General features: G+C 55.2%; 19 protein-coding genes. 13 read left to right on the top strand and 6 right to left on the bottom strand.

Going from position 1 to position 25,584, the window contains the following annotated elements; genetic code table 11:
- The first annotated feature begins 20 nt into the window (after window positions 1-20).
- Together SV7mr_RS02405 and SV7mr_RS02410 are read left to right on the top strand one after the other, a co-directional pair.
- Entirely contained in the window at window positions 21-644 is a 624-nt protein-coding gene (locus SV7mr_RS02405; protein WP_145268883.1) for an HD domain-containing protein, read from the top strand.
- Between the two features lie 226 nt (window positions 645-870).
- Window positions 871-1,773, top strand: a complete 903-nt coding sequence (locus tag SV7mr_RS02410; RefSeq protein ID WP_145268885.1) for a glycosyltransferase family 2 protein — start codon at window positions 871-873, stop codon at window positions 1,771-1,773.
- A 3-nt stretch (window positions 1,774-1,776) separates the two neighbouring features.
- On the opposite strand, the gene SV7mr_RS02415 is transcribed toward SV7mr_RS02410, so the two are convergent.
- From SV7mr_RS02415 to SV7mr_RS02430, 4 genes are all read right to left on the bottom strand, one after another.
- A complete protein-coding gene (locus SV7mr_RS02415; protein WP_145268887.1) occupies window positions 1,777-3,645 on the bottom strand; it encodes a glucosamine-6-phosphate deaminase in 1,869 nt (622 codons plus the stop codon).
- Between the two features lie 118 nt (window positions 3,646-3,763).
- Entirely contained in the window at window positions 3,764-4,933 is a 1,170-nt protein-coding gene (locus SV7mr_RS02420) for an ROK family protein (RefSeq protein ID WP_145268889.1), read from the bottom strand.
- Window positions 4,934-6,391, bottom strand: a complete 1,458-nt coding sequence (locus SV7mr_RS02425) for an outer membrane protein assembly factor BamB family protein (protein WP_419187993.1) — start codon at window positions 6,389-6,391, stop codon at window positions 4,934-4,936.
- Between the two features lie 206 nt (window positions 6,392-6,597).
- Window positions 6,598-7,044: a secondary thiamine-phosphate synthase enzyme YjbQ gene (locus SV7mr_RS02430; protein WP_145268891.1), complete on the bottom strand. Its 447-nt coding sequence runs from the start codon at window positions 7,042-7,044 to the stop codon at window positions 6,598-6,600.
- A gap of 777 nt (window positions 7,045-7,821) precedes the next feature.
- Here SV7mr_RS02430 and SV7mr_RS02435 point away from each other — a divergent pair.
- The 3 genes from SV7mr_RS02435 (at window position 7,822) to SV7mr_RS02445 (ending at window position 10,236) form a co-directional block, all read left to right on the top strand.
- Entirely contained in the window at window positions 7,822-8,055 is a 234-nt protein-coding gene (locus SV7mr_RS02435; protein WP_145268893.1) for a hypothetical protein, read from the top strand.
- Between the two features lie 416 nt (window positions 8,056-8,471).
- Complete coding sequence (locus SV7mr_RS02440) at window positions 8,472-8,963, top strand: FxsA family protein (RefSeq protein ID WP_145268895.1); 492 nt, start codon at window positions 8,472-8,474, stop codon at window positions 8,961-8,963.
- Window positions 8,964-9,267: 304 nt separating this feature from the next.
- The gene (locus SV7mr_RS02445; protein WP_419187994.1) at window positions 9,268-10,236 is read left to right on the top strand and encodes a DUF6807 domain-containing protein; all 969 of its coding nucleotides are present in this window, start codon (window positions 9,268-9,270) and stop codon (window positions 10,234-10,236) included.
- 5 nt (window positions 10,237-10,241) lie between these two features.
- Here SV7mr_RS02445 and SV7mr_RS02450 read toward each other — a convergent pair whose 3' ends face one another.
- On the bottom strand, window positions 10,242-11,132 hold the full coding sequence (locus tag SV7mr_RS02450) for an alpha/beta hydrolase (RefSeq protein WP_145268899.1): 891 nt from the start codon (window positions 11,130-11,132) through the stop codon (window positions 10,242-10,244).
- A 245-nt stretch (window positions 11,133-11,377) separates the two neighbouring features.
- Here SV7mr_RS02450 and SV7mr_RS02455 point away from each other — a divergent pair, with 245 nt between their 5' ends.
- The 3 genes from SV7mr_RS02455 to SV7mr_RS02465 all read left to right on the top strand — a co-directional run bounded on the left by SV7mr_RS02455 (window position 11,378) and on the right by SV7mr_RS02465 (window position 14,063).
- Window positions 11,378-12,595, top strand: coding sequence for a glycoside hydrolase family 99 protein (locus SV7mr_RS02455; protein ID WP_145268901.1), 1,218 nt, complete (start codon window positions 11,378-11,380; stop codon window positions 12,593-12,595).
- A gap of 228 nt (window positions 12,596-12,823) precedes the next feature.
- Window positions 12,824-13,495, top strand: coding sequence for an MIP/aquaporin family protein (locus SV7mr_RS02460; RefSeq protein WP_145268903.1), 672 nt, complete (start codon window positions 12,824-12,826; stop codon window positions 13,493-13,495).
- A gap of 160 nt (window positions 13,496-13,655) precedes the next feature.
- Window positions 13,656-14,063 carry an arsenate reductase ArsC gene (locus SV7mr_RS02465; protein ID WP_145268905.1) on the top strand — a complete coding sequence of 136 codons (408 nt, stop codon included), beginning with the start codon at window positions 13,656-13,658 and terminating at the stop codon, window positions 14,061-14,063.
- 69 nt (window positions 14,064-14,132) lie between these two features.
- Here the strand turns inward: SV7mr_RS02465 and SV7mr_RS02470 are convergent, their stop codons facing one another.
- A complete protein-coding gene (locus SV7mr_RS02470) occupies window positions 14,133-15,887 on the bottom strand; it encodes a cation:proton antiporter domain-containing protein (protein WP_145268907.1) in 1,755 nt (584 codons plus the stop codon).
- A gap of 1,026 nt (window positions 15,888-16,913) precedes the next feature.
- On the opposite strand from SV7mr_RS02470, the gene SV7mr_RS02475 reads away from it, so the two are divergent.
- From SV7mr_RS02475 to SV7mr_RS02495, 5 genes are all read left to right on the top strand, one after another.
- A complete protein-coding gene (locus SV7mr_RS02475; protein ID WP_419187995.1) occupies window positions 16,914-18,515 on the top strand; it encodes an efflux RND transporter periplasmic adaptor subunit in 1,602 nt (533 codons plus the stop codon).
- A gap of 81 nt (window positions 18,516-18,596) precedes the next feature.
- Window positions 18,597-19,919, top strand: coding sequence for an ABC transporter permease (locus SV7mr_RS02480; RefSeq protein ID WP_145268912.1), 1,323 nt, complete (start codon window positions 18,597-18,599; stop codon window positions 19,917-19,919).
- 115 nt (window positions 19,920-20,034) lie between these two features.
- The gene (locus tag SV7mr_RS02485; RefSeq protein ID WP_145268914.1) at window positions 20,035-23,127 is read left to right on the top strand and encodes a TolC family protein; all 3,093 of its coding nucleotides are present in this window, start codon (window positions 20,035-20,037) and stop codon (window positions 23,125-23,127) included.
- Between the two features lie 298 nt (window positions 23,128-23,425).
- Complete coding sequence (locus SV7mr_RS02490) at window positions 23,426-23,989, top strand: hypothetical protein (protein WP_145268916.1); 564 nt, start codon at window positions 23,426-23,428, stop codon at window positions 23,987-23,989.
- 440 nt (window positions 23,990-24,429) lie between these two features.
- Window positions 24,430-25,548 (top strand): tetratricopeptide repeat protein, encoded by a 1,119-nt coding sequence (locus tag SV7mr_RS02495; protein WP_419187996.1) that lies wholly within the window; start codon window positions 24,430-24,432, stop codon window positions 25,546-25,548.
- Window positions 25,549-25,584: the final 36 nt, after the last annotated feature.

The raw sequence follows: 25,584 nt of genomic DNA on the forward strand, positions 1-25,584 counted from the left end.
TCTCGAAGAGTCTTGTCACGATGAATCCAGAATCTACCACCGCGTTGGAATGTGTTTCCGAAATCAGGGACAGAGCGCGGGAGCTGATGACCGGACAAGGTGCTGGTCACGACTGGGATCATGTGCAGCGAGTGACGGTCATGGCTGAACGCTTGCAGCGCGAGGTTGGTGGTGATTTGGGTGTGATTCAGTTAGCCGCCTTGTTGCACGACGTGGGTGATGCCAAGTTTCATGATGGCGTGGAACGAAGCGCTGAAATAGCGAGCGACATGTTGAGCGAACTGAATTTGAATGCTGTGGAGTTGCAGCATGTGATTCACATCGTCGACAATCTTTCCTTTCGAAAACGTCAGCAAGCTCAGCCGCTCTCCTTGGAGGGCCAAGTGGTTCAGGACGCCGATCGCTTGGATGCCTTGGGCGCCATCGGAATCATTCGTACCATTGAATACGGTGCCGTCAAAGGGCAGCCCTTTCATGTCAGCGAAGATCAGCAGGGCGCTGTCAAAACGGGTTTGCAGCATTTTGATGACAAACTGTTTCATCTCGTTGACCTGATGAACACCGAATCGGCGCGCCGCATTGCCAAGCAGCGCGAGTCATTCATGCGAGACTTTGTCCAGCAGTTCCATCGCGAATGGATTTGAATCGTCTCGAGGCGCCTGTCTTGGTCCGCCTCTTGGAGGTCGTTGGTGAGGGTTTTCACTCAGAACGGCCATTTCAAACGAGGGGCGTGGATGTGTCCCTTGATCTGGATTCGTTGTGACGGCTATCAGAGGACAAGCATTTCGATGGACGGTGAGGCTGCTGTGTTCCTGAGCCCCCGGATCGAGTTTGCCAGTCTGTTCTGCATTTCCGGAGTTGTCAGCCACGATGTTTCGCCGTCCTAGCATGATTTCAGTGATCGTCTCCACCTACAACATGCCGTTGTGGTTGGAAAAGACGTTGATGGGCTACTGTCAGCAAGACTTTCAGAATTTTGAGATCATTGTTGCCGATGACGGTTCGACGGATGAAACCGCAGCAGTGGTGCAGCATTTTAGAAAGCGAATGAAGCAGCCGATCCAGCATGTTTGGCACCCTGATGATGGGTTTCAGAAGTGCAAGATCTTAAATCAAGCCATCCTGGCGGCGCGGGGTGACTACTTACTGTTTTCCGACGGCGACTGCATTCCCAGGTCTGATTTCGTCGCAACGCACTTTCGGCAAGCGGCACCTGGGCGTTTTCTTTCGGGCGGTTATTACAAGCTGCCAATGAGCATCAGTGAGCGAATTGGTGAGCAAGAGATCAACACCGGGCAAGCGTTTTCGTTGCCGTGGTTATGGCAGCATGGCTTGAGTAAGACGCCGCGCAATTTGCGCCTACAAGCTCGAGGGGTTGTGGCTGGCGTTTGCAATCGAATGACCACCACGCGCCCGACTTGGAACGGGCACAATGCCTCCGGTTGGACCGATGACATTCACTTCGTCAACGGTTTCGATGAACGCATGCGTTATGGCGGCGAGGATCGTGAGCTTGGTGAGCGACTGGAGAATCTCGGCATCAGGGGCAAGCAGATTCGCTACCAGGCAATCTGTGTTCACCTGGATCATTCTCGAGGCTATGTCAGTGACGAAGACTGGCAGCGCAATGAAGCGATTCGCAAAGCGACGCGAGAGCAGAAGCGGACCTTCACGGCCCATGGGATCCGCCAAGGTCAGGCGGTGGATCAAGACGGTTTCCAGCAGGACGCCCTGCAGCAGGGGCATCGTGTCGTTCCGCCCACCGCAGCGTAAGCGTTAGCTGGGGGTGTCAAAGTCCTTGTATCGAACGAAGCCTTCAATGGCTTGGTACTGAGCTAAGCCAAGGGCGTCGTAGATAGTGGCAGTTTGTGCGTTCCGTGCTTCTGCCCGTTGCCAGAACTCGCGGGCGTCTGATCCTGGAAACAATGCGCGATCCTTCTGCGATTCATGCTTGAAGATTGCGTCCCGTTTACGATCAACTTCTTGGGGGCTAAGTGGCACAGCCATTTCAATTTCATGAGGCGGCCATTCTTGCCAAGCGCCGCGATACATCCATAGTTCTGAATCAGCAAACCAATCGTCTTCTCGACAGGCTTCACAAGCTGCGAAGATAATGTTCAGGCAGGTGCGGTGAGTACCGTGCGGATCGCTGAGGTCACCGGCAGCATAGATTTGGTGTGGCTTGACTTCCCGCAGCAAGTCCACGGTGATGTCGATGTCCTCCTGCCCGATCGGCATTTTGCGGACTCGGCCGGTTTCGTAGAACGGTAGGTTCATGAAGTGTAAATTGGCATCCTGAACGCCACATACTCTGGCCCCGGCAATGGCTTCGCCTTGTCGGATCAGTCCCTTGAGTTGTTGGACTTCGCTAATGTCGACGGCGCCAGGCGATTTGTTGGCGATGCCGCCAAGCATTTTGTCGGTCAATTGCTTGATCGGCTCTTCGCCCGTTTGGAACAATTTGCAAAAGTCAGCGACAAATTCGGCAAAACGCAATGCATCATCGTCGAACACCGCCAAGTTCCCAGACGTTTGGTACGCCACATGGACTTGATGGCCTTGCCCAGCTAGCCGAGTGAGCGTGCCGCCCATCGAGATCACATCATCGTCGGGGTGAGGTGAAAACAGAATGATTCGTTTTGGAAACACCTCACCCGGGCGGTCGGGTTTCCCAGCTGGCCAGCCGGTGATGGTGTTTTGCAAGTGACGGAAAACAACCAGATTGATTTCGTAGGCTGAACCATATTCGGCCAACAAGTCTTGTAAGCCGTTTTCGTTGTAGTCGGCGTCCGTCAGCATCAGCACCGGTTTACCGAGTGATTGTGACAGTGCAATCACTGCGCGACGCACCATGAGGTCATCCCAGGTCACGTCGCCGAACAGCCAAGGGGACTTGATCTGGTTCAGATTCGCTGACGCAGCGCTATCGAGCAGCATCTCTGCGGCCGGGTGGGTTTGTAAGAACGTGGCCGGCACTGCGGCTGAGACTTTGCCTTCGAGCGACTTGGCAACAATCGATGCTTTGCCTTCACCAAAGGCCAGTAATAACACGCGGCGGGCATCCAAGATGGTTCCCACGCCTAATGTGATCGCGCGACGCGGTACATTTTCGACTCCAAAGAAATTGCTGGCCGCATCAATGCGCGTCATGGCGTCGAGGGTGATTGCGCGCGTTCTGGATGCGGTGCTTGACCCTGGTTCATTGAACCCGATGTGCCCGGATCGTCCAATGCCTAGGATCGCAATGTCGATGCCACCGAGATTCTCGATCGTTTGCTCGTACTGTGTGCAGGCTTCGGTGACCTGTTCTTGCGCGATCGTGCCATCGGGAACAAAGACTTGATTGGCGGGAATGTCGATATGATCAAACAGGTGTTCTCGCATGTACCGATAGTGGCTTTGCAGGCTATCGGGTTGCATGGGAAGAAATTCGTCGATCAAAAAGACCGCAGCGTTCTTAAACGAGAGGCACTCTTGCTGATGCATTTGAACCAGGCTGTCGTACACCGACACCATGGTGGATCCGGTTGTCAGTGCCAGGACGCATTGACGGCCTTGTTCGGCGCGACTGCGAATCAGATTGGCGATTTCCAGAGCAGCGGCTTGGCCAGCATCAGCGGCTTCTGGGAAGACTCGATATGGCATGCTTGATCCGTTCGGTGCCAGGGGAGTGATGATTAGGTGTGTGCGAGGCTTACCAAGCTGAACCGTTGCTGTGGTCAGTCGGACGACTTGATAATGGGACAAAGTGTTTGAGAGCGTCTTAGGGGCCCGTTGGCGGGCGCACGGGGCGGGCCGATTGCAATGCGTGCTGGGCAGCCCCAAGCATCCCGGCGTCATTACCCAAGGTGGCAAAGTCAATGATCACCTTGGTGCCCGACTGAACCAGGGAACGCTGTACCATTTCGTCGCTGATCCACTGTAAGAAGCGTTTGCCGGTGGGGCAATCAAGGCCACCGAATGTCACGGCACCGCCCAGCAAGACCACTGCGGGGTCAGCAATCTGGGACAGAGTCGCGATCGCGCGGCCCAGGTAGATGGCTGTTTGTTCAATGGTTTGCAAAGCGATTGCGTCGTTCTGTTGAGCGGCATGCCAAATGTTTTCAGGCGAAAACTGGTCAAGCTCGCGGAGCAGCGAGGGCTGATCAGTCGCTGCCAGCCGTTCGGATGCGGTTTGCACGATACCCGCTGCGCCAGCGTATGCTTCCAAGTGTCCGGGTTTGCCGCAACCACACATCCGCGCTTGCGGGCGGTGGTCGATGGTGATGTGGCCAATCTCGCCACCGCAGCCGTGATTGCCATTGAGTGGTTGGCCGCCCAGGATGATGCCGCCGCCAATGCCGGTGCCCAAGGTCAGCAGAGTCAGCGAGTCCCCGCGATGATCGCCATAATAAAATTCACCCAGTGCAGCGGCATTGGCATCGTTGACGACAGCAACGGGTTTGTTAAAAACTTCACCCAGTGCATACAACAACTCAATGCCATGCCAGTCATGCAGGTTGGCTGTTTCCATCAAGGTGGCGGTGGCGTCGTCGATCACGCCAGCCATCGCAAGGCCCACCGCGTGCACGTCGTCCAGGTTGGCCTGGTGAGCAGAAAGGTGTTCGCTGGCAAACGCTTGGGCTTGGCGAAACACGTCTTTGGGATGCTGGCATTCTGCGGTGGAAAAGTTGCAGCGTGCGATCAGCTGTCGATCTTGGAGCAGACCGACTTTCACGGAGGTGCCACCCAAGTCAATGCCAACAACAAACTGTCGGCGCTGGGTCGCGGGGCGATGGTGAGGCATGTTGGCGGCTTCGGCGGCCGGTTCAGAGACCGCTGGCTGGCTCGCGTGCAAGCCAGCGGGGGCGGCGAAGGTGTTCGTGCTCGCAGTGGACTCGCTTGGATCGTCGCGGTGAGATTTAGCGGGGGTGACTGGCAAGCGGGAAGACATCTATTTATCTGAACGGATACAGTACAAGTGGTTTTCACCACGGATAAAGATTTGGTGATCCGCAATCGCGGGGGTAGCGTCGACGGGTTCGCCAAGGTCGTTTTCTGAGATGACCTCAAACGTGTCCGAATCACGGATCACTACTGTAGTTCCTCGTCTGCCAGTAAGGTAGACGAAACCACCGGCTGCAACAGGGGAGGCATAGGTGCTATTGATCCCTGGCACACGCGCGGCGGGAAAGATTTCTTGGCCCGTGCTGGCATCAAGGCAGGTGATGATGCCTGATTTGCCCTTGTGAAAGTACAGTCGATTGCCGCTCAACAGAGGCGAGGCGATATCGGGGGTGTCTCGATCGACCGACCAAGCCACCGATTTTGTGCCGGCGAGATTGCCTTTGCCGTCGGGTCGAAACGCTCCTAAAAATGCACCGCGAAATCCACTGCCAACGAGCACCAATTCGCCATTGGAGACCGCGCTGGCCACTGGGCGTTGTGTTTGTCCGCCACAGCTCCAGAGTTCTTGACCGGTTTCCAAGTCATAGGCCCGAGCGCGAGTTTGTCCGTTCATAATCACCTGGTGCTTGTCGCCCACGCTGACAATCAAGGGCGTTGCCCAACAGGTGGGCTCATCACGATCCGTCTTCCAAAGCTCTTTGCCGGTCCGTTTGTCGAGTGCATAGATGGCCGAGGGGCCTTCGTGATCCCAGGGAACGATGATCTTGTCGCCCGCCAAGGTGGGTGAGCTGCCTTCGCCAAAACCAGCACGCTTGGTCATGTCGCCAAAGTCGCGTTGCCAAACCAGTTTGCCGTCCAAGGTGTAACAAAACAGCCCGCGAGAACCGAAGTACGCGTACACGTGTTCGCCATCGGTGCAGGGCGATCCGGAGGCATAGCCGTTGGTCGAGTGAGTCCCTTCGTGTGGCTTGGCGGTCGTGGCCAACTGGTCCCACAGAAGCTTGCCCGTGCTGCGTTCAAAGCACATCAAGTGAAACGCCAGCTCGGGCAGCGGGCCCGCTGGACGTCCGAAACCACCGCCGCGCCGGCCACCGCTGGGGCCACCAAATCCGCCAGGACGCTGGCTGCTGGGACGCTGGCTGCTGGGACGCTGGCTGCTGGGACGCTGGCTGCTGGGACGCTGGCTGCTGGGACGCTGGCTGCTGGGGTTCTGCGCCGGCTCTGTCGAGCTTGCGGTTTCCGGGGCAGCTGTTTTGACCGCCGTGGACACAAAGACTTTGTCCTCCCACACGATCGGTGATCCCGAGCCTCGCCCCGGAATCTCAACTTTCCAGGCGATGTTCTCAGAGTCAGACCAATTCGTTGGCGGCGTCGCATCGGGGGCGGTGCCATTGCCGGTCGGGCCGCGCCAATGGGCCCAGTTGTCGGCCAAAGCCGAGGACGAGCAGGAAATGGCAACAAGGGCGGCTGCAAACGTTTGCAGGGACAGCAATCGGCGGCTCATGGGTAAACCTAGAGGGTTGAAAAAGGCGATGGGTGGGACTGGCAACGCAGGCGGTTCATTGGACCAAAAGAGAGCGGAATGGGCTGCCATGGAGTCCTCATTTGAACCCCCGAAATCCGCAAAAGTTCTCCGCCCATTCGAACCCGCCTCGGCTGGCTTGGTCGGCGCCGTCGCTGGAATGCAGGAACGTACCGTTGAACCCTGGATTATCTGTCGATCGGTTGGCCGGTCAGCGTCAGCACTGCCTGGCGACTGCCGCCCTGATTGCGGTGTTCACACAGATAAATCCCTTGCCAGGTGCCCAGAAGCAAACGGCCTTCGCCGACCGGGATCTGCACACTTGTCCCCATCATGCTGGCTTTGACATGGGCCGGCATGTCGTCGGGGCCTTCCAAGGTGTGGACGTAATTCAGGTTCTCTGGCACCGCATGATTCATGGCGGTTTCGAAATCAATCCGCACATCGGGGTCAGCGTTTTCGTTGATCGTCAGCGACGCACTGGTATGGAGTAAGAACACCTGCAAAAAGCCGGCTTGGATTTGAGAGATTTCGGGCAGCGATTCAGTCACATGTCGAGTCACAAGATGGAAGCCACGGCGGTGTGACGGAAAGCTGATCTTCCGTTGGAACCAGAGGTTAGGAGTCAAATTCATGAAGTGACACTCGGAATAGGCGATTTAGAAATGTGAATTTAGAAAAAAAATGAGAATATTTTCCGGCATTGATGTCGATAGAAAGCTACGCGTCGCGGTATAGACCGACGGCGGTAAGTAATGGCTACAGAGCGACTTACTGCAATCGTGTTGCCGTCGATTGCAACTCGTGCAGGCGGTAACTTAACCACGATCGCATGGCAGTGTTGGATTGCGCCCCCTTGCGGCGGCGAAAGCCCTTAACCCGAAAATCTTCACACATCGGCAAGCATTACGCCAACCTTAAAGCGTTCTTGCTTGCTTTGAGAAAATTTAACGCGTTAGGGATGTCAAAGAAGGATGAGGTGGTGTTATCCCACCCAACAAATTTCTTGACTCAGTCGCTAAGGAGTTGATAATTCGACAGTCCACACTTGCGTTTGCCGAAAAGAATCGCAAACGTGGTGAAGGCCAGTCGATCTTCCATCCCATCAGATTGTTCGATTCGTAGCGTTTCCGGTTTTGTCGCTCGGCCTCTCCGCTGAGCAATCCCGCCAATTGGCAACGGACCTACGTCAACAATGCTCGGATCGAAGCACTGGTGCACGAATGAACGTCAACTGGGTTACCAGCTGGCGGATCAAACCGAACACCTGACGGTTTGATTGGCAGAGTCGACCGTTCCGAAGAAAAAAACATTTTCACTCCGACCTGACAGCGGACTTCCCCCCAGAAATCGCGTTCGTTGTTTAGAGTCGCCCAAATTCCACATTGAAATCGAGTTCAAGCGGAGAAAGTATGAAAGAAAGCACCCAATGCAAAAACGTCTTCCAGGCCATCTTGCGATACGGCCACGACGAAGATTTTGTACCCCAAGTGGACGAACAATTCTCACCCACCGATGCTCCTGCCGGTAGCGCTGAGAAAATCGAAGTGTTGCGTAAACGAGTTGAACTCGGCCAACCACTTTGGCACAACACCGACCGAATCGATTACAGCGGTTTGACCGGAGCCATCCGTCCTCGCGAGTAATCTCCGAGATCGGTGCAACGAATCGCCTTGGCACCACCGCTGAGGCCAACAGAGCGAACAACAAGACCCGCGGCCAAGTGCTAGCGGGTTTTTTAATGCGCTGTTAGGACGGCGGCCAGTGTCTCCAGAGCTGGCTGGCTGGCGTGTTGGCTGGCGTTCGGTTTTGGGCAGTTGGATGAGCAGCGGCTTCGTTTTTGTAAAATCTCAGTGTATTGAACCCCCAGTCTTCCTGTTTCGGCACGGAATTCGCCCCATAGAGCCTGTCAAGAGAGCCGAACTGCCAGGTTGACGTTGAGGCTCCGTCTGGACACCCGAGCGTTGCGATCCTCGATCCTCGGGTCCATTTCCAGATGCACTGCACGCCGTGTCGACCTCGCTGACGTTGATCCTTTGTCGCCTGAGATGAGGTAGCTGCCATGTTGTTTCGATTGCTGATTTTGTTTGTCACCGTTCCCTTGGTGGAATTAGTGCTGCTGTTGCAGATCGCTGAAGTGACTGGAGTCGGAGCGACGCTGCTGCTGGTGCTGTTGACCGGCATCGCTGGCTGGTGGCTGGCCAAGCGTGAAGGGTTGATTGCCTGGCAGAAGTTTCAGCAAGCGTTGCAGCAGGGCAGGGTGCCGGGCAAGGAGATTCAGGATGGCTTGATGATTGTCTTCGCCGCGGCGTTGCTGCTGACGCCAGGTTTGCTGACGGATGTGGTTGGGTTTACCTTGTTGTTGCCGATGGGCAGAGATCTGTTGCGGAAGCTGATTTTCGAGCGGTTCCTGCGTTCCAATGTGACCACGCAGTTTCGGAGTCGGACGTTTTACAGCAGCACCAGTTTCGGCAGCAGTCGCGGTGCTTATCAGCCGACCAGTCTGGACGATTCCGATGTGATCGACGGCAAGGTGGCTCAGCGTAGCGAGTGACAGCGGCGGCGACTTGTTTCGTCTGGCAACTGAGCATCGCTCACGGTGATTGGTTACAATGAGCCGCCGAAAGGGTCTCCCGCTCAGGCATGATTTCCTGCTCAGACGACGCATCCCCATCTTGATTCGCAGATGAGCATGGATTCCGCCCACGCTGCTTTGTAAGCGTTCTCTGATCGGACGACTCGCTCGGTGCATCACACACTCGTTCGATTTCAGTTCGTGTCAGCCAGCGGTTCGCTTGAATCATGCAGTGGCGTGATGTTGCTTTCCATCCCTCCCGCCCCTCATGCTGTGGTTTGCCATGTTTCGAAGTCTTTGTTGCGCCGCTTTGGTGTTCTGCTTTGCGCTCGTTTCCCGTCTTCCGGTTGGCGCTGAAGACGTCAAGATCGTGGATGATGGTGATAAAGCAGTGGTCACCATCGATGGTCAGCCGTTCACGGAGTACCGTTACCAAGGTTACGCCAAGCCGATTTTGTACCCCGTGCTTGGCCCAGGACAGAAATCCATGACGCGTCATTATCCCATGCAAAAGGATGTTGATAATGAAGCCAGTGATCACCCGCACCATAAGTCAATTTGGTACACCCACGATGAGGTCGCTGGCGTGCGTTTCTGGATGGAGAACGGTGACGGCAAGGCGGGCAAGAACGTCGGCGTCCAAGTTCAATCCGCGATGGAAATCGACGGTGACACCATCATTAGCAAAAACGATTGGAAGAACGGTGACGGAGAAACGGTTTGCAGCGACACACGGCGCATTCGCTTCGGCTCGGTCGGCAGCGATCGCTTCATTGACTATGCCGTCACGTGGCAAGCCACCAGCGAAGATCTTGTCATCGGTGATACCAAAGAAGGCACGATGGGCATTCGCACCAACCCGTTCCTGCGTTTAAAAGCTGATCCTAAGCGTGGGAATCACACGGCCGGTGGCCATAGTATCAATAGCGAAGGCGTCAAGGATCGCGCGATGTGGGGCAAGCGAGCTGCGTGGGTTGACTACTGGGGCGAGATCGAAGGCAAAGAAGTCGGTATTGCAATTTTTGATCACCCCAGCAATCCACGGCATCCGACATGGTGGCATGCTCGCGATTACGGATTGATCGCGGCCAATCCCTTCGGTGTCAATCATTTCGAAGGCAAGCCTGACGGCAGCGGTGACATGGTGGTCCCGGCCGGAAAGACGCTGAGCTTTCGCTATCGCTTTCTATTCCATGAAGGCGACTTTGAGAAAGCAGACATCCAATCACGCTATCAAGAGTTCAGCAAGTGAGCGGATCATTGCGATTGGCTGTTTGAGTCAATCGCTTTGCTATGCTGCTGGACAAATCGCAACAGCAACGGGTGTGCTGGTTCGGCCATCTGTCCGTGGTTGTAACCATCCAGTTCATGCAGAGTGGTGTCGGGATGTTTGACAAACTGCATCATTCGCCAGAGGTAAGCGGTTTCTTCGTAGCGGCCCGCCATTTCTAACTCGCGATCACCCGTGATCAACAGGAGTGGCGGGCAGTCTTTGCGAACGTGATACAGTGGTGCCATGTCGTCAACGACTGGCTGTTCAATCGTCAGGCCGCGTTCTTGACGAATGGTAAAGTGAGTGATGCTGTGGCCGCTGTAGGGAATCAGTCCCGCGATCTTGTCACAGTCAATGTGATGTTTGGCCAACCAGCGTTGGTCCATGCCAACCATGCTGGTCAAGTAGCCGCCGGCAGAGTGCCCGCTGACGAAGATCTTTTTTGCTGAACCGCCATGTTTGGCGATGTGATGAAAGGTCCAAGCAACCGCCGCGGCGGCGTCTTCGATGTACGCCGGTGATTTGACGTTTGGGGACAGGCGGTAGTTGACCGCGACAACTGCGATGCCTTGTTCTTTGAGAGCTTTGGGGACCGACTTGGAACCCGCTTTCAGACCACCACCGTGAAACCAGACGACGGTGGGGTAATTGTTGATTCCCACGGGACGGTAAAGATCCAGTTTGCAACGCTCACGCATGTAGTCGCTTTGCTGTTCGCCGTCTCGGTAGGCAATGTTCTCAATCAGCTCGTACTGCTCTTGCTGAGCTTGGCTACTGGGCGATGCTTGGCTACTGGGCGATGCTTGGCCAAATGCAGCGTTTGTTAGTCCGGTCAACAACAGTAGGCAAAGCAACACGACAGGGCGGCAGGTCATAGCGAGAGTTCCTTAAGGGAGGGCGTCACTTGATGGTTAATTTGTGACGGTGGGCCACTCATCGGCGGCCATCCTGTGGCGGTTCAGCCCAGAAGCGGCTGGATTCAGTTTTTGCAGCGTATCCTGCCCGCGTCAGCAGTCCGTTGCGATCCGGCAGATGAGCTTCAACCCTGGTATTATAACTGCGAAAGAAACGCTCGTCTGGCGTCGGCCCGATTCCATTTCACCTTGTCTAGAGACTGTTGATGAATGCTGTTCTAACCAAGTTTGTTGCGCTGGTGTTTGTGCTCACCGTTACCGTGGCGTGTCCCGCTGATTCACATGCTCAGTCCAGCGATGTGGTTCGTCCGTTGGTGTTGGCACACTACATGCCTTGGTATCAGCGGCAACCCGCTGATGACGTTGCCGTTCCCCAGAACGCTCAGGCCAAGATTCAGTGGGGGTGGCACTGGACGATGAACCATTTCGATCCCAATCAGCAGGTCAATGGTCGTCGCCCCATCGCCTCGCACTACTATCCGTCGATCGAGCCCTATGATAGCGCTGATCCGGATGTTCTGGCCAGTCAGTTGATGCTGATGAAGGTGGCTGGAATCGATGGTGTGATTGTTGATTGGTATGGACTGTCAGATTACCGCGACTACGGGCAGTTGCATCGCAGTACGATGGCGCTTGTTGAACAGGTCAAGCGTTTGGACATGCGATTGGTGATCTGTTATGAAGACCAAACCGTCAAGGCGCTGGTCGATGGCAAACGATTGCCCGCAGACCAGATGGTGCAGCATGCGGTCAAAGAGATCGATTGGCTGGCCAAGCATTGGATGAGCCAACCGTATTACGTCAAACATCAGGGCAAACCCGTGCTGCTGTCTTTTGGCTATGCAGGGTTAAGCAATCAGCAGTGGCAGCAGTGTTTGGATCAGGTCAGTACCAAGCTGGTCTATTTGAGCGAACACCACCCGCGTCCTTGCGCCAGCGGCGCCTATGATTGGCCGATTCCCGATCAAGGCGTTAGCGCAGCCGAGCGATTTTCCAAGCAGAGCAGGGAGTGGTCATTGGCCATGCCGGTCGTCTTTCCTCGTTTTGTTGACATCTACGCTCAAGCAAAGGTCAGCCCCGGATATGCCGAGATTCCCGATCAACAAGGTCAGACATTTCGGCAACTTTGGAAGATCGCCATGGAATCAAAGCCGCTGATGGTGCAGATTGCAACCTGGAACGACTGGGGGGAAGGCACGCAGATCGAGCCGAGTCGCGAGTTTGAAATGCGTGATCTAAAGTGGATTCAGCAAGCACGCCATCAACAGGGACAAAGTTCGGTGGGCCAGGTAAGTGACTTGAGCCTGCCCATTCGCTATCTGGCGGGTCGACGTTCAGGGGCGATTAGCGATGCAGTGGCCAATTTGATCGTGGATCATGTTGCCAAGGGGGATTTCAAACAAGCAGCCAGGCATCTGCCATAGAGGTTCCTTGTCGGCGCCCCGTGTGGCGGGCGACAGCTTCGGTGAATTAACCTTGGCCCGTGATCGTCTCGCAGGTTGCGTGCTTGCGCGCACCAAAGCCCTTGGCTACACGAGGCAACGAAGGGTTCTCCCCATTGACAGTTCGGTGGTCTCGTGTGAACTATGGTTGAGTGGCCAAATCTGTAGAGCACAACGAACGTGCAAATCAAGCTTGTTGGGCGGAAAGAAATGAAAAACTATCTCGCAGAAATCGTCGGCACCTTCATCTTGGTGGCCTTTGGAACCGGTGTGGTCGTTGTCGATCAACAGACCGATGCGGAGGTGACCTTGGTGGGCATTGCCTTGGTGTGGGGGCTGGTGGTTTACGCCATCATTTCCGCAATTGGCGATGTCTCCGGTGCTCATGTCAATCCTTCGGTGACCGTCACCTTATGGGCCTCTGGCCGATTCCCCGGTGCTCAGGTCGCGCCGTACATTGTGTGTCAATTGATTGGTGCTGTTTTGGGAAGCGTGATGGTTCGAGTGTTGTTCCCCGATGCGGACTCATTGGGTGGCACGGCGCCCAGCGGCGGGTTGATGCAATCGTTCCTCGCCGAGGTCTTGCTGACGTTTTTGCTGCTGTTTGTTGTGTTAAATGTTAGTGAAGGTGCGAAAGAAAAAGGCATCACGGCGGGGATCGCGATCGGTGGCGTGATCACTTTGGAAGTGCTCTTTGGGGGCCCGATCAGCGGCGCCTCGATGAACCCCGCGCGTTCCTTCGGCCCGGCGTTGGTCGGCGGAGATTGGACGGCGTATTGGATTTACGTTGCCGGGCCCATTCTGGGAGGCTTGCTGGCGGCGCCCTTGGCGATCCTGTTGCGCTCCGATAACAAGCCGGAAAAGCCATCCACCGAGTCATGATTGCAACGGGTGTTCGCGTTCTGTGCCTCGCTGGACGGGGGCTTGCACCAAATCTGGATTAGGGTCTTAATGCTGCCTACTGCATTGGCTGCTGACGGGGTTTTCGTCGATCAGCACCATCGCACTCGATGGTTCCTGGTCTCATGTTGAAGGACAAAAAATGAAACGCGTCTTGGTGTTGTGTACCGGAAATTCTTGTCGCTCGCAGATGGCCCAAGCCATTTGGCAAGACCTTGGCCAGGGGCAATGGGAGAGCTTTTCTGCTGGCTCGAAACCGAGCGGCTACGTGCATCCGCTGGCAATTGAAGCCGCCTCTGAAATTGGCTTGGACATCTCCAGTTACGAAAGCAAGTCGCTTGAGCAATACCTGGGAGAGCCAATGGACGTGGTCGTCACGGTATGCGATAACGCCAAGGAGTCGTGTCCCGTTTTTCCGGGAGCAGGTCAGGTTTTGCATTGGCCGTTTGATGACCCTGCCGATGCGACCGGCGATCATGAACAGCAGATGCAGGTCTTCCGTCGCGTTCGAGATGAGATTCGCGATAAGATTGGCGGCTACTTGAACTGAGCATCGCGGACGCTGTCAGTCATTCTGCTTTTGGCGCGGATGCCTCCGACGCGGGTGCTTGTGGCGTTTTCAGTCACCGCTTGGTGGGTCCATGGCAGCGACGGTTGGCTCGTTGCCCTTTCCTTTGTTGCCTTTCTTCTGTTTTCGGTTCTGCGTGATTAAAGCGTGCATGACATCGCTGCGACGGACCACGCCGCAAAGTTCGTTGGGTTCTTCGCGTGTGATCACCGGGATGCAGTCGTCGGAAACTTCGTTAAACAGCTCCACCGCTCGCGATGCTGGAGCATCCAGGTACAGCAGAGCGTCAGCAGCCGATGCCAAGTCTTCGGCGCGAACCAGTTTGTTGGCGCTGTGATCGAACAGCACGTTGCTTAGCAGTTGATAGCGAATGATCCCTACCACTTGCAGTTGGTCGTCAACGACTGGGTAGGTATTGTCGTGACTGTGTTCGATGTGGGAAATCACTTCATCGAAGTCGGCACCTTGGTGAATGCCTTTGGCTTTGCGTAGCAGGTCCTTGACCTGAACATTGGTTTCAAAGGTTGGTGTTGCTTGATTGCTCTCGCTATCGAGTCCTGTGCGAAACCGATCGATCAGCGCATTGAGCTGTTCCATCGGTGTGCGGTTGGTGTGGTGAATGGCTTGTGCCAGCGGGATTTCACCGGTCTCCAAGAGTGCTTTGCGAATGAACAAGGGGCCGATGATTTCAAACACCACCACGGATCCGAGGATGATGGTTTGAATCTCGCCACCCAATTCTGGCATGCGGTGCGCAGCGATGGTGGAAAGTCCAATGGCGGCACCCGCTTGTGAGAACAGGCATGATCCACCCCATCTGCGAAGCTCCTTGGGCTGCCGTGTCATTTTGGCGGCAACGTAAACGCCCAGCCACTTGCCACCCATGCGAGCTGCAATGTAGATCCCGCCCAAAAGGCCAACGGCAAGGAACGCCTGGGCGTCAAGGTGTGTCCCGTGAACGACAAAGAACAGGACCGCCATTAAGCCCGAAAGGTGATCCAGTTCGTCAACGATCTTTTGTTTGTAGTCTGACGTGTTGGCGACCGTGACTCCCATCATCAGGAAGGTCAACATGTATGGAATGTCAAAGGATTCGTCCACGCCATGCAAGAAAGTGACCGCAGCGACCAACAACACCAACCAGCGTTTCATTGCTAGGAAACCACAGCCATAGCTGATCACTAATCCGCCGGCGATCCCCAGGAAGATCGATCCAGCGATGTCCAGCATCAGTTGGCCAAAGTTTTGCAGTGCCGAGAAGGCCGAAATGTCTTGTGAAGCGGTGGTGACAAACAGCGCAATCTCGAACATCACGATGCAGGCAAAGTTATTCAGGGCGACCAAGAAGCCCGTGCTTTCGGTCACTGGGCCTTCAGAGCGAAACTCCTTCAGCACCAGAATCGTGGTCGCCGGCGCCGTGGCAACCGCTAAGCAGCCCAGCAGAATCGACTTCGGCAAACTGGCGCCAAAAATCATCAAGCAGAGCGCGACGGCGCCGGTGGTGAACCCAATTTCAGCGATGGAGATTGGCAGACAGTGCCGCGCAATGCGTCGGACTTTTGAAAACGTAAACTCACAGCCAAGGTTGAACAGCACCAACGCCATTGCCAGTTGCAGCAGGGGTTCAAACAAGTCAACGTGCTCTGCTTCCACCAAGTTCAAGGCACTTGGCCCCACCAACAGTCCGACCAATAGGTAGGCTGTCACCTTGGGCAGGTGCACCAGATCGGCCAACACACCAGCGGCAAGGCTAGCCGCTAGCAGCAGTCCGAGTGTGCTAGTGATGTGAATGTGGAAGTCACCCATGAAGCGATCAAGCCGTCAAGTGGTTGTTTTCTCAGTCAGGGATTGTATTCGTATCAGTCTGTCGAAGTGGATGCTAGCTGAATTACCGGGGGTGACCGTTGCCCTGCTGTGACGAACTGCGTGAAAACAGACGCAGCCTCATCGCTGGTCAAGGTAGCTCCGTGGGGGCTTGCCGATGGTTGGGTTGATTCGGTTCAGCTGCCAGAGACGCAAGGTTTCCCTACCTCTCTAGGTGCAGGTGAACTCTAGGGCATCAACAAACACCAGGTGGCGATGAATTGATAATGTAACGTCGTTGTCGGGCTTGATTGGCAGCGAAACTGCCAATCAAGCCGCTGGCCGCGTTTCAGGAGGCTCAGCGGCGATCTTTTTCGCATCTGATGCCTTTGCGTTTCCACTAAACGTGGGGGGATGGTTGGGCGCAGGCGATGATCTAGAATGCTCCTAATGGAAGTTCGTCCGCCCTTGGCCGTGGATTTGTGCGGCAACGAGGCAGGCTGGGCGTTAGGCTTTCTCTAAGCCAACTTTTCGTTCGGAAATTAATTCAAGGATCCCCCTTTGCTGATGTCGCAATTCCAGCTTCCCGGCGAACAAAGACTAGAGCCAGCCCTGTTTCTTCAGGTATAGTTTAGGGTTAGCACTCCGCCCGACTCGTTGACTTGCTTTGCAGTGTCTGTTTCTTGCGGATTGTCCTACCTACCACACATCCCACCTGAATCCCTTGCTGATGACAACCTGGTCTTACCGGGTAGTTTGATCAGCACTGTGTTTGTTGAGCTTCGTGCCTGGTCAGTTTTGACTCTGGCGAGTGTGCTGCTTGACTTAGAAGTGCCCTTTCCGCTGTTGTGGCTGCAAAATTGAAACGTGATCGATGGCCATTGGCTGTCGGATCAGTCGTTTTGCTCGCATCAGCGTCACTGGTTTTTCTGTGCACAGCCTGCGTCAGGCGGGGCTCCCTCGACAACCGTCGAACTGAAGCAACGTAACGGGCTGATGATGACATCGATGACAGATGCAGGTCGCACCATGAAACAATGCCAAACCATTCCTTCGCGCCTTCAACCCCATGCCAGGCAGGGCTTGATCAACCCGGTTCAGTGGTTGGTAGGCTTGATGGCGTTGCCGTTGTTGGGGTTCTCGATCACCTCCTTCTTCTTTGCAGATGAAGCAGAGGTGGGGGAGTCCATTCTGGTTCAGCGTGTTGACCGTCGTGATATCGACGTGACCGTGATTGAGCGGGGAAACTTGCAGAGTCAAACCAATCGTCAGATTCACTGCATGGTAGAAGATGTCCAGCGTGATGGAATCAACGGCACACCGATCTTGTGGATCATTCCTAACGGTAGTGATGTGAAGAAAGGTGATCTGTTGATTGAACTTGAATCGGCGCCGATGCGAGAGGCGTTAGACGAGCAGATGTTAGAAACAGAAGAGGCTCGTTCGACGAAGATTCAAGCACAGGCCAACTATGACAACCAGTTGGTGGTCAACGAAACCCAACAGGCCGCCGCCGTGCTGGCGGTTCAGTTAGCAGAGCTTGAACTGAAGATGTTCGCTGACAAAGAGAGCGGCACCCATAAGTTAGCGGTCGAAGAGATCAAGCGATCCATTGAGGAAATCAACAACCAGATTCTTGAAGCGCAGGCGACCTTGGCTCTGCGACGCGATGATCGTCGTGGCATTGAGTCGTTGTTCAAGCTGGGTTATGCGAACCGAAACGAAGTCCGCAAGAGCGAGCTTTCGTACTTGCAAGCCGAAGGCCAGTACGCGGTTCAGTTAAACAAACTGCAAACCACCTTGGCAACATTGAAGCGAACGGAAAACTATGAACGCGAAATGGAGTCGCTGCGACTGAACGGCAAACTTGAAACTGCCAAACGATCCTTGCAGCAGGTCGAACGAAATAGCCAAGCCAAGCTGGCTCAGGTGGAAGCCATTCTAAAAGCTCGCACTGAATCGTTGAAGAAAGAAGAAGAGCGTTTGCTGCGATATACCGATCAACTGGCAGCGTGCAAAATCTATGCTCCTGAAGATGGGATGGTGGCATATGCGGTCAGCCGGACCGAGACCATTCGCGAAGGCGTGCCAGCACGCTATCGACAGCACCTCATGTCCTTGCCCGCTCTGGATCGCATGCAAGTGCAAACGACCGTGCATGAGTCGGACCTGGATCAGATCAAGCTGGGCATGAAAACACGGATCACCGTCGATGCGTTTCCAGATAAAAACTACACCGGCACCGTGCATTCAATCGCTGTCCTGCCAGAGCAGAACAGCTGGTATGGCAGTGCGACGAAGGTGTACGCCACGACGGTTTTGATCGACGATGAAGTCACTCAGTTAAAACCCGGGATGACCGCAGTCACTGAAATCATGGTCGATTCCATTCCCGAAGCCATGGCGGTCCCGTTGCAATCGGTCATTGAGCGTGATGAACAAGCCTGGGTGGTTGTGAAGAATGGTCAGCAGCTGGCGCCTGCCAAAGTGCAAACCGGTGCTCAGAATGATTCCGTGGTTGAAATCACTGACGGCCTGGAAATTGGGACGGAGGTCGTCTTGAACCCGCGTTCGATCATTGACGATCTGCTCGACGATGAGCTGTTAAACAATGATCTTCTGAGCGACTGATTGGGTGGGCAGCGGCTGGTGATCCCAGCGGCTGAACTGAATTCGGCAGCACCTTATGGCGTTGCATTCGAGAGGCACTTTATGTGGTTTACAACGTTTCGACTCTCAGCCCGTAATCTGTGGCTTCATAAGCTGCGCAGTAGCTTGACGCTGCTGGGCACCATCTTGGGTGTTGCCAGTGTGATTGCGATGCTGTCGATCGGTGAAGGCAGCAAGCAAGAGGCGCTCGATCGGATTCGTAGCATGGGTGCCAACAATGTTATCGTTCGCACCATTCAACCAGCCGGCCAAGAAGAGGGTGCTGATTCTTCAGCCACTCAGCCTGCGATGGTGACCACTAGCACGTACAAGATCAACGCCTATGGTCTGACCTACGGTGATCTGCGATCAATCGATGCCTTGCCAACGCAGAAAGACGTTGTGCCGGTGATGATCAAGCATGGCGAAGTTGCTCGGCAGAGCCAACGCATGGCCAAAGCACGTTTGTTGGGGACAACACCTAACTTTCAAGCCACGCGAATCATGAACGTTGCCCGCGGGCGATTCTTGCTGGATTCTGATCTTGAAAACATGGCCAATGTGGCTGTTCTAGCCGACGGTGCAGCCCAGAAGCTGTTCGGGATCTCGGATCCGTTGGAGCAGGCCATTTTGATTCGCGGGACTGCGTTTCGAGTCATTGGCGTGATGGAGCCATCCGATAGTGGAGTGGCTCGATCGGGGCAAAGTGAAGGCAGCGATTCGAACTTCGATGTCTTTATCCCGCTGTCGACCGGAGCTGCCATCTTTGGCTTCAATGAGCGTGAGGGATCTCGCGGCAGTCGTGAATTTCATCGCGTGGAGCTCAATGAAATCACGCTGGCCGTCCATGCGACAGGCGACCAAACGGACAGCAGCCGAAATGTTGTGCCCGTTGCCAACATGGTTCGCACGCTGTTGGAAAAACGACATGGTGGCAAGCAAGACTACCAAGTGGTTGTGCCCGTTGAATTGATGGCACAGGCAGCCCACGAGAAGCGAATCTGGAATCTGGTGCTGGCTGCGATCGCCGGAATCTCGTTGTTGGTGGGCGGGATCGGCATCATGAACATCATGCTCGCCACGGTCACCGAGCGAACACGTGAGATCGGAATCCGCCGAGCGATTGGTGCCAAGAAACGCGACATCATTCGTCAGTTTTTGGTTGAAACCACCGTGCTCTCAGCGATGGGCGGTGTGCTGGGCGTGATCTTGGGAGTCGCCATTCCGATCTGTGTCACCCTGTTTGCTGGCATGGCGACGGTGACCAGTCTGGGAGCGGTGCTCTTGGCGTTTGGATGCAGCGTCCTGACCGGGATTGTGTTTGGGGTCTACCCTGCTTACAAAGCCGCGTCGATGAGCCCGATTGAAGCACTCCGCAAACAGTAAGCCGCCGCACTTCTTTGAACAGATTGCCGTGCCGGAAAAGTCTGCCTAACTGGTGCGATGCTTCTGTCGCGAATTACCGTCATAAAAAGGCCTTCAGCCGGACGATACAACCGGCATGATAGCGCCAGTTTCGTCCCGTCTTCGTGATTCCTTTACCAGTCGTTACCGCCGTCAGCTGTTCTCTGTCGTCTCGGTTGTGTTGCTGATCACAACTCTGACATCGGGCTGCTCACGATCGGCGTATCGGCTGCGCGCTGACCGCGACGTGTTTCACATCTATCAAGAGAAACAGGCCGAAGAGGCTTACACGATTCCACCGCTGCCCGGAGTGCAGGTGGATCCTCGTTCGCGGTTCTATGATCCATCGCCGGCGGACTGTCCGGCGTTACCCGAGCCCCAGCCGACGCTTTCCAGCTATCAGCTGCCTGACTTGGCCTCCGCCCCCGGCATGACTGCAGCTGAGGCCTCCCTGAGCGATTTTACCGCTGGCCAAGTTGAAGCGATTCCAACTCCCCAGGGGCAGCCCCGTGCCGAGATCGCCTCGCCGAGTGATCAAGTGCCGCTGGCTGAAACAGAGACCAACCCAGCAGAGACCAGTGAAGCAGAGACCAGCACAGCAGCGCCTGGGATCACCAGCGAGCAGCGCCTCGCAGACCTGATTCGACAGCAAGCCGCCGAAGACGATGCGCTACAGTCTGCTGATCTGCCCGGTCCCCCGTCAGCTGGCACGCCGCAGGACCTGACCGCAATGGATGGGGAATCCAAGGAAGCGGAATCCAGCGACGAGGCAGACGACGACGAGGCTGACGAAGACTCCGACCTTCGGATCGTGCCGATCCCCTTGCAGTACTGGCAAGAACTGCCGACCAGCTGTTTGCCACGGATGATGGAATTTGATTCCGTTCAGCAAGAGTTCCAGCGCACGGTTCCGGAGATGGGTGCCGCAGAAATGTTGTCGATGCGGAGTGATGCGCCGCGATTAACGTTGCCCATGATCGCCGAGCTGGCGACGATCAACCAGCGGCAGTTGCAGACGCAAAAGGAGCGTTTGTTTCGCAACGCCCTGGCGCTGACGACTCAGCGTTATGATTACGTGCTAAGGCCGACGATTCGCGGAAACGGGACGGGGCTTGACTACACGCATGCCCGGATCAATAGCGCCAGTAGCAGCGGCTTGCTGGTGCCGACTGAGACAGCAGTCACAAAAACGACCGCCACTGCGGGGCAGTTTTTAGCCGGATTTGCCAACGATGTGGTGCTGACGTTCAACGGGCCGAACGGATTTGCAGCCAACGTGAGTTCCGATTTGCTGTTCGAATTTCAGCAAACCATTTTTCAACGCGATGTGGTCTTTGAAGACTTAACTCAGGCCGAGCGGAATGTGATCTATGAAGCTCGCGACTTGATTCGCTTTCAACGCAGCCTGTTCGTTGATCTGGCAACGGAGTACTACCGTTTGCTGCTGACGTATCGAGCCATCGAGATTAGTTCGCAAGACTATTTCAGTAACCTACGTGCCTTTCGTGAAGGCCGCGAGCGATTTCGGCAGGAAGACAAGAACACCACCTTGGTTCAGGTGGATCAATTCGAGCAGAACGCGCTCAGCAGTCGCAGCAGTCTCGTCCGGGCCTGTAACGCGCTTGAGTCAGACCTCGATACGCTCAAGCTAGAAATCGGTTTGCCACCCGAAATGCCGATCAACTTGGATCTCAGCGAGTTAGAAGCGTTGACGGCAAGTGATCAATTGACCGTCGCGCGGCAACTGGTGATGCGAACCTTGCGTTCCCTGCGCGAAACCGATCGTCGTGGCGATCAGGCAGACGGAGGAGTCATTGATACCGAAGCGATGGTCAATGGCGCCAGCGCCGTGGTCAGTCACTTGCAGGACTCCTTGCAGATTCGTGCAAAGGTAGATCCCGCTGCGCGGCTCCAGCAAGTGCAGCAGGAAATTGATCTGTTGGCTGCCAAGTTGAAACTGTTGGAATCTCGCTTGATCTGTGACATCAAGGCGGACCAGTTACAACAGATCGAAGCGGATCCGCGTTTCCAGTTGTCGGCGCCGATTGCTTTCGAGCGAACCAGAGAGCTGGCCGGTGATTTGCTGGTGCAAGCGCAGCGGGCCATTCGGTTTCGCCGCCTGCAGAACAGAATGCAGCCAGATGCCGGCGGCGACAGCCAGCAACTGCAGGCCATGGGCCGGCGGATTCGCCAGGCCATCGCGCAGCTGAAGCAGATGGAAGACACCTGGGATCAGTCTGATCCGCGTGAGCAATTGCAGCGGATCGAGCAGATGGTTCAGATGGCGGTTGATTTAGGCCAGCAAGCTGAAGCGTTGGTTCAGCAGGCGACCGCAGAGGTGCTGCCGGCCGACAGCGCCGAGTTGCAAGCAGTGGTTCAGCAGGCCGTCGAGCAAACGCTTGAACTCGCTGATCGCATTGAATCCAGCTCGATCAGTTCGCTGGGACAAACCGATCCCGACCAACAAGAAGCCATGTTGCTGGCGTTGTATCAGCGTTTGGATTTGGCCAATGCACGGGGTGATCTCGCAGATCAACGACGTCAGATCAAATTGGCCGCTGACGATTTGAAGTCAATCTTAGATGTTCGCGTCTCGCAGCGTCTGAGCGCCAATCGCATCTTGAGTGATCCACTGGATACGTCAGCTGATGGAAACGTGACGCGGTTGAGTTTAGCGTTGGACACGCCTCTGAATCGGCGGATCGAACGAAACGTGTACCGGGCCACGTTGATCGATTATGACCAAGCGCGACGCAACTTGATTCAGGACGAAGACGAAATCAAGTTCGCAGTCCGTGAAGATCTTCGGCAGTTGCGTTTGCGTCGCAATCAATACGAGATCTCCGTTGCGCGTGCCGCGCTCGCCTATCAGCGAGTGGTCAGTACACGGATGCAGCTTAAACTCAACATCGGTAATGTTGTGGCTCGTGACTTCTTGGAGTCACAGCAAGCATTCACGTCGGCACTGAACAGTGTGGCCGCGGATCATATTCTGTTCATCTTGGATCGCATTGAACTCTTCAATGATACCGAATCGATCCGCTTGAATGCGTGGGGCTATTGGCAACAGGGGCAGGGCGAGTCACTCAGTTTGCCACCGCTGCCAGATTTCTATGATGCGAATCCAAACCCCTACGGCAGGATTCCAGAGTTCCTGCACTATAGTGACGAAGTCCGCCAGAATCACTGATCCGATCGCGTCGCCTGGCGGTTTCACGTGTGAAACATTCAGAATCGAAGGTGTGTTAAAGCAGACAATCTATAGGGTTTTTGCGTGCGTCTGGAAGTCTTGAAAAGAAAGGTCATCCAGCCTTCCGATACCTTCCGGCAGGCGATCATTCTGTGATGACGATTGCGCTGGTTCAAAACCGCCCAAGAGCCCGTGCATTCACACGATGGATTGCTTGAAAGAAGCCCTTGCCAGATGGTCTATCCATGCCATCGGGTATCATAATCTCCCAAAAACGTGGCGGAAGGAACTGCCTTACATGAGATACAATAGCCTTTTCGGGCGCATGGTCATTGCCTGCGCTCTGTTTTCGGCCACGATGACTGTCGTCAGTGCTGACTGGAATTCATTCTGGGAAAAAGTGCACATCGGTCATCGCCGCAATAACGCTTGGCCTGATCCATTCAATGAAGCGGACGCCATGTCGGTGATCGCCCCTTTTGAGGTAATGAAGCAGAACGGTTGGGTGCTGCACAACACCATCGGTGCGGATCACTTCCGTGAAGGCGATGGGGCATTGAAGCCTTCGGGTCGTGCCAGTGTGGCATGGATCGCGACTCAGTCGCCCTTGAATCGTCGCCAGATTTACATCGTTCGCGGTGCTAATCCAGAGGAAACGAACGCTCGCATCGAGTCCGTGCAGACGACCCTGAGCGAGACTCAGATTAACGGGCCTGTGCCGACGGTAGCCGTCGTCGATCGCACGGTTCCGACGTTCTCCGGTGCTCGCGCGGTGAAGATTCAGCGGATGGCATTGGAACGCATGGCAGCTCCACGACTGCCATCGTCAAGTAGCTCTGGAACGCTGTCGGCAGCTCAGTAGGCAGGCTGAATTGCCGATCCAATCGGCCGACCGAGTCGCAAACAGCCCGGGGAAATTGGAAGGGTCTAATGGCTGTGTGTGATCGTAGGTCACCGAATTGGGGAGTCACTTTTTATCACCGAGACGCTCGGTGTTGGGCAAAAAATCGAATCGCGGATCGGGCTGTCTAGCAGAGTGCTCGATTCGAAAACAAGATCACACGGTGATTCCTAAGGGAAACACCGTGTTTTTTTTTAGGGATTCATCCGCTCCTGGCTCAGCGTAGGTGAAGTTCCTTCCCTGTGTCGGTCGATTGGTATTTTCGGTGCAGGTGGAATGTTCGCTACCATCGCACGTTTGACTGTGTTTTGGCAGTCGCGATGCAACGGCGGTTCGCATCCCGATTCCAACAGCAGCAAGCACCAGAAATCTGCGTTTGTTTTGTTCAAGGGAGTTTGATCGTGCCGTTTGATTTACTAGATGGCCGTGCTCATCGCCGTGTGATTGTACGTTGTCTGGCAGCGTCGACGCTGGCCGGTTTGATGACCACCACCGGATGCCAAAATACCGCTGGCAAAGTTGCTAGCATGAATCCCTTTGACAAAAGCAATGAAGTCTCCGTTGCCTCTGCCAAAAAAGGCGATTCAAGCAACTTCATGACGGGGTGGTTCAAAAAGGAAAAGGACACGACGCCCAGAATCGTCGTGGCTGCTGATCAGAGTGATCCGACCAGCTTGGCCCATCAAGGCAAAGTCACGCCGGAGATCTTGATCGCCCATGGTCGCGTCTGCGAGTCGGTCAACGACTTTGAAAAGGCGATGAATGATTACCAGCGAGCGTTGGAGATGGATCCGGAAAACGGTGAAGCCTGGGCGCGACTGGCTCGCTTGCATTATCGACTCAAAGACCATGCTCAGGCCATTGAGTCGTTTGGGCATGCATTGAAGCAACTGCCGGATGACGCAAGCTTGCACAATGATTTGGCGTTGTCGCTTAGCGCCATTGGTAATCACCAAGCCGCAGCACAGGCACTGGATCAAGCCGTCAAGCTAAAACCTCGTTCGTCACGGTATTCCAACAATTTGGCTAGCGTCAAGTTTAAGAATGGTGATGCCCAAGGTGCCTTGGAGGTGCTGGTCAAAAATAACAAACCAGCCGTTGCTCACTTCAACATCGCGTACCTGCATCACAAGCATGGACAATCGCGTGAGGCATTGCGGCATCTCAATTCGGCATTGACCTATGAATCTACGGCCGCCGAGGATCCTGCGATCGAAGTCGCTGTCAAGCGTTCACGTGAGTTGATGCAGCAAATCGAAGCAACGGTGGCGGTCACCAATCAAGGTGTGGTTTCACAACAGGGATGGATTCAGCAACCAGCCGCTGCCAACACTGCCGCTGCCAGCCCGGTTGCCGCGACCAGCCCGGCAGCACGTATCGCTCAGAACCCTGCCGTGACGGGGACTTCTGTGCAGCCGACTTCACATCGCACTGCCACCGCGGCGCCGGCTGGAACTCAGTTGCCCGCTGCCAGCGGCGCTTCGTCAGCGAAGACGTTAGACTTGCCCTTTGGCAACTAACTGCTTTCCTGGCTGGCAGAAATCAAAACTGACTGG

It is taken from the genome of Stieleria bergensis (assembly GCA_007745635.1).
Taxonomy (GTDB): domain Bacteria; phylum Planctomycetota; class Planctomycetia; order Pirellulales; family Pirellulaceae; genus Stieleria; species Stieleria bergensis.